Genomic DNA, 5,728 nt, shown 5'->3' on the forward strand with positions numbered 1-5,728 from the left:
TTATAAAATTAAAAACTTTTATCAAGGAGGTATTTGTGTGGAAAATTTATTAATTAAAAATGCAAAGCTCAGAAATAGGGAGGAAGTTGTTGATATATTGGTGTCTAATGGGAAAATAGTTAGTATTGGAAAAGATTTAAAATTTAATACCGATGAAGTTTTTGATGCTCAAGGAAATCTTGTAACTCCCACTTTTGTTGACACGCATCTTCATATTGACAAAGCCTATACTGCTTTTTGTGGAAGATCCAGTAAAGAAGAAACTCTTGAGGAATCTATAAAAATAATGCATAATATTAAGAGGAATTACACTGCCGAAGATGTACAAGAAAGAGCAGAGAGAGCAATAAAAGAATCTGTTAAATTTGGTGCAACAAAGATAAGAGGCCATGTAGACATTGATACAATTGGGGGTCTGACAGCACTTGAGGGTTGCCTTAAAGCAAAAGAAGTGACAAAGGATATTGCTGATGTCCAGCTTGTTGCATTTGCTCAAGAAGGAATATTTAGGGATTTAGGAACAGAAGAGCTTATGTACAAAGCTATGGATATGGGAACAGATGTTGTTGGTGGTATGCCAGCAGCAGAATGGATGATGGGCGAATCACGAAAACATGTCGACCTTGTTTTTGAGATTGCTAAAAAGTATGGGGCAGACATTGATATGCATATAGACCAGACCAAAGATCCTTGTGTCCAATCATTAGAATATACCGCACTGAAAAGCATTAAAGAAGGCTACAAAGGGAGAGTAACCGGGGGACATTGCACTTCTCTTGCTTATCAGGATGATGCTCATGCCGCAAAAGTTATTGAGTTGTTAAAATTAGCTGATTTTAATGTTTGTGTTAATCCACAAGTTTTAGCTATTATGGGAGTTGACCCTGAACCTAGGACGAGAGGTCTTACAAGGGTGAGGGAGCTTGTAGAAGCAGGTGTAAATGTTGCAACTGCTCAGGATACAATATGTGATGGCTTCCATCTATATGGCACTGGGGATCCTCTTGATTATGGTTTGCTTATGGCTTATCAAGCTCAATATAATTCTACCAGTGGTGCAAAAATTATTTACGATATGATAACATTTAATTCGGCAAAGATCATGAGACTTGACGATTATGGGATAAAAATTGGGAATACAGCCGATTTTAATATTATATTCGCAAAGAACGAGTCGGAGGCATTAAGAATAAGGCCTGGCAGACTTGTGTTTAGAAAAGGAAAATTAATTGCAAAGTACAAAAAGGAAGGAATATTTGTTAACTAGCAACTTTTCTTCTAATGTGCATCTACTAATTTAAAAGATACTACAGTAGCAATAGGTAAGGCGGCTAAGGAAATAAACATTGCTGTGTGCAATCCTATAATATCGATTAGGTAGCTTAATCCTATAAGAATTAGACTTGCACTTCCCCACGATATTCCCATACTTAAGCTGGAAGCTATATTTCTTCGATTAGGAAGAAGTTCTTGCATGTAAGATATATTTGTCCCCATTGTAAAAAACAGAACAAATACCATGGTTGAGTACAGCACAAGCGTTGCATAGATGTTATCTGTTAAAAGCATTATTATACCAGGTATTGGCGCAATAGCTGTTGAAAGTATATTTATTAACTTAGGACTGGTTCTATCTGCAAATACGGCTCCTATATAATTGCCAAATATACCGCAGAATGCTGCTGCTGTGAGAAAATAGCTTCCCCATATAATATCATATCCAAGCTGTCGCACATATAGTGGTATCATCGTTGAGATGCCCATAATAGTGATGGTTCGTAGCGTTATTACTAGTGCAAGATTTTTTACTCCAGGAATTGTTAGAGATTCTCTTAGACCCAGGTTTTTTGCTTGAGGTATATCGGTTGGACTTTTTTTAGTTTTTTAATAAATAGAAATGAGATAATGGCAACAATTATACCAAAACTAGCAAGGGCTGGCATTGAATAAATTCCATATTTTTTAACATACCAAATCGTCATTATGGGCGCAGCAGCTGATCCTAATGCTCCACCTATTGAAAACAGTGACATTGCCGTGTGACTACGCTTAAAAGCAATTTTTCCCACCGAAGAAGCTCCATTAGGATGAAAAAATGAGTTTCCAATCTTTCCAATAGTCAGGAATACAAAGAGTAGTGGAATGGTTTTTGCGATTCCTATGAGAGGGGTAAATATTGATGCAAGAAGAATGCTTATTATCTGCATTCTCTTTTCTTTAAAATGTACTCCAAGCAATGCACCTAAGGGTTGTGTGAATGCAACAATCACACCAAGGATTGATGGGATCATTGCGACTTTGCCTTGAGAGAGTGCAAATTGTGTCATTATTAAGGGAAGTAGTGGTTTTAGCATTCCCGAGTACCAATCTACAGTGAAATGTCCCATCGTATAAAGTAATAATTGATATCTGGAATTAGCAAGCTGCTCTTTTTTGATCATATGTGTATTGTATAGAATCAATTAATTGTGTCAATATTTTTGATTAATTTAATATGAGAATTATTAAAGCTATAGGTGAAGTAATACATGTGTTTTAGCAGAGTGTCAAGTAAATATTTTATGTAGAAAACAGGAGTTTTAATCATAAAACTTTCTTAAACTATTTAAAGTTTTTGAATTGATGCTATAATTATTCTAAGAGATGATAATATGGATGTTTTACTTATAAATCCTCCTGCACAGGGGGTGTATGATGCAATTGATATAAAACTCCCTCCTCTGGGGCTTGCCTATATTGCTGCAGTGTTGAGAGAAAATGGGCATACTGTAAAAATTATTGATCTTAATGTAGAAGATAATCTTTGGGAATTACTTTCTGAAAAGGATTGGGGTCTTGTAGGCATATCCTGTGACACAAATCGATATCCGGTAGCAATGAAAATTGCAAAACAAATTAAGAAATATTATGGCTGCAAAATAATTATGGGTGGCCCGCATGTTGCATTTTTTGACAGGGAGACATTAAATATGGGCATGGTAGATTATGTTGCAAGAGGTGAAGGAGAATATGTTACGCTAAATCTTGTTGATGCGCTTGCAAATAATTCTGATTTTACAAAAGTAAATGGTATTTCTTTTATAAAAAATGGAAAATTTACTCGTACGCCTTCTGCACCTTCTATAAAAGATTTAGAAACGCTACCTTTTCCTGCACGAGATTTACTTCCTATGGATAAGTACAAAATTACACGTTTCTTTGGACGTCCAATAACAAATGTTTTGACAACGCGAGGATGTCCGTTCAACTGTTATTTTTGTTCGTCTTCCCAATTCTTTGGGTTATTATGGCGAACGAGGAGTCCCAAAAATGTAGTGGATGAAGTTGAAGAAGTAATGAAAAAATATGGATACAATGCATTTGCATTCATTGATGATAATTTTACACTAAATCCTGAAAGGGTTATAAAAATATCCAAAGAAATATTAAAAAGAAAATTGAATGTATTCTGGTGGGCATTTTCCAGAGTAGACGAAGTTTTAAGGAATGAAGAGATGGTGAAATGGATGGCAAGATCCGGATGCAAAATGATATTTTTAGGCATAGAAAGTGTAAGTAAGAAAATCCTTGATGCTTATAACAAGAGAATTTTCTCTGATGATTCTGTAAAAGCAGTAAAGCTTCTTAGAAAATGCGGAATAGCAACCTGGGGAAGCTTTATCATAGGAGGTTTAGAGGAGACAAAAGAAATGATTTTAAATACAGTACGGTTTGCAAAAGTTCTTAATCCAAAAAATGTACAATTCTCTATTCTTACGCCTTTTCCCGGAACACGACTATATGCAGACGCTGAAAGAGAAAATTTGCTAATACATAAGAACTGGAAATATTACGATGGTGCACATGCTGTGCTAAAAACAAAATATCTTAAATTCTATGAATTGCAATATTTGCTGAAGAAGGCGTATATTTCTTTTTATTTAAGGCCTAATCGGTTGGTGAAAATTTTTCCTGTTGCTTTAAAGTTTCTTATTGAATTGCGCGGAAAAAGAAAACGAGAAAAATGCATTGAGGAGATGATAGAACAGGGCCCGGCATATGTTTCAAGGCATAAAAAAGTTTATCTATAGGATTCTCCCATAGAGGTAATTGGCGTCTACTTTTTCAACTAAAACGGGAACAATACTTCCTAATTCTATATTTGTACCTATAAATTTTGTTTTAATATAGTAAGGTGTAAACCCAGTGTAATACACTCCATCTTTTTCTTCGACAAGTACTTTAACCGTTTTGTTTAGAAATCTATTTTTAAATGCGATTCTTTCTATATTTACTGCATGCAGTAGTCTTTCTGCGCGCGTTTTTTTTAGTGATTCTGAGACAGTTTCTTTCATAAAATAAGCAGGAGTGAAAGGTCTTTTTGAATATCTGAATATATGTACTTTAGAAAAATGTGCTTTCCTTACAATTGATACTGAGTTTAAAAATGCATTGTCTGTTTCTCCCGGGAAGCCTACGATAATGTCGGTAGTGATAGAAAAGTTTGGATCTTTTTTTCTTAGCTTCTCTATAATGTTTAGGTATTCTTCTGTTGTGTAATTTCTATTCATTCTTTTTAGCACTTCGTTATCTCCGGATTGAAGGGAAATGTGAAGGTGGGGTGTTACAGGCGGAGTTAATTCCTTTATAAGATCATCTGTTATGGCTGTAGGATATATAGAACTAATTCTTATTCTTTCAATTCTCTCTATCGTTTTTAGTGTTTTTAGAAGTGAAGCCAAAGATGTTCCAATGTTTTCTCCATATTTGCCGATTTCAGTGCCAGAAAGTACAATTTCTTTGTATCCTGCTTTTGAAAGTTCTTGCATTTCTTTTGATATGGCTTTTCTTGTTCTGCTTTTTATCTCGCTACCTCTTACAAACGGCACAATGCAGTATGTGCAGAAGTTATTGCATCCTTCTTCTATTTTGATTGTGGCTCGTGTATGTCCTGAAAATCTTTTTATTGATTCTTCTTGAAGTGATACTGGAGAATAAGTATTATTGTAGTGGAAATCAGCTATCTTTTTACGTTCTCCTGAGTATAAAAAGATATTGTTTTCTTTAAAATCGGGATGAAGCTTTGCAAAGCAACTTGTTATGATGATTTTTGCATTTGGATTTGTTCTTTTTGCACGGTGTACTGCTTTTCTCGTTTCTGCCTCTGCTTTACTTGTTACCACACAGGAATTGATAATATATAAATCTGCTTTGTTATGGAATGAAACAACTGTGTCGCCATGGCTTTCGAATGATTCTCTAATTAACTCTGTTTCATACTGATTTGTTTTACAGCCTAAGGTATATATTGCTACGCGCATTATGGCATAATTTTGTTAGCAAACTCTTCCAGGTTATCGGCTATTTGTTCTAACACATAGATACCTTTAATGTAATCCATTCGAGTAGGGCCGATTAAAGCAAGCATACCCTCCATTTCTTTTATTGTGTATTTTACCGTAATAAGGCTGCAATCCCATAATTGGGGTAATTTGTTTTCCTTTCCGATGAGGTAACCAAGATTATCTTTTAATGGAACATCCTCAATAATATCTTCTATTAATCTTTTTTCTTCAAGTATTTTCAGAAGAAACTCCACCTTTTTTTCTGCTAGTGTAATTCTTGCGGAAAGAAGGTTGGCAATGCCTTTTATGTAAATTTCTCTTGTTGCATTTTTTCTTATTTCTTTTTCTAGGAATTGGCAAAAAGCTTTTATAATTATGTTTTCTTGTCTGAATTCTTCTGAAAA

6 protein-coding genes are annotated in these 5,728 nt (G+C 34.7%); 2 read left to right on the forward strand and 4 right to left on the reverse strand.

Annotated features, from left to right (window positions below; translation table 11 throughout):
• Positions 1–37: 37 nt before the first annotated feature.
• Positions 38–1,267, forward strand: coding sequence for an amidohydrolase family protein (locus tag U9Q18_05805; protein ID MEA3313872.1), 1,230 nt, complete (start codon positions 38–40; stop codon positions 1,265–1,267).
• A gap of 11 nt (positions 1,268–1,278) precedes the next feature.
• On the opposite strand, the gene U9Q18_05810 is transcribed toward U9Q18_05805, so the two are convergent.
• Together U9Q18_05810 and U9Q18_05815 are read right to left on the reverse strand one after the other, a co-directional pair.
• Entirely contained in the window at positions 1,279–1,764 is a 486-nt protein-coding gene (locus U9Q18_05810) for a hypothetical protein (protein ID MEA3313873.1), read from the reverse strand.
• Positions 1,765–1,832: 68 nt separating this feature from the next.
• Complete coding sequence (locus tag U9Q18_05815; GenBank protein MEA3313874.1) at positions 1,833–2,441, reverse strand: MFS transporter; 609 nt, start codon at positions 2,439–2,441, stop codon at positions 1,833–1,835.
• 210 nt (positions 2,442–2,651) lie between these two features.
• Between U9Q18_05815 and U9Q18_05820 the strand changes: the two genes are divergently transcribed.
• Complete coding sequence (locus U9Q18_05820) at positions 2,652–4,070, forward strand: radical SAM protein (GenBank protein MEA3313875.1); 1,419 nt, start codon at positions 2,652–2,654, stop codon at positions 4,068–4,070.
• Here U9Q18_05820 and mtaB read toward each other — a convergent pair.
• Both mtaB and U9Q18_05830 read right to left on the reverse strand, forming a co-directional pair.
• Positions 4,065–5,300: a tRNA (N(6)-L-threonylcarbamoyladenosine(37)-C(2))-methylthiotransferase MtaB gene (gene mtaB / locus U9Q18_05825; protein ID MEA3313876.1), complete on the reverse strand. Its 1,236-nt coding sequence runs from the start codon at positions 5,298–5,300 to the stop codon at positions 4,065–4,067. The genes U9Q18_05820 and mtaB overlap by 6 nt on opposite strands.
• Positions 5,300–5,728: HrcA family transcriptional regulator (locus U9Q18_05830; protein MEA3313877.1), on the reverse strand; the 429-nt coding region annotated here is incomplete at its 5' end. The genes mtaB and U9Q18_05830, both read right to left, overlap by 1 nt.

Source organism: Caldisericota bacterium, assembly GCA_034717215.1.
GTDB lineage: Bacteria > Caldisericota > Caldisericia > Caldisericales > Caldisericaceae > UBA646.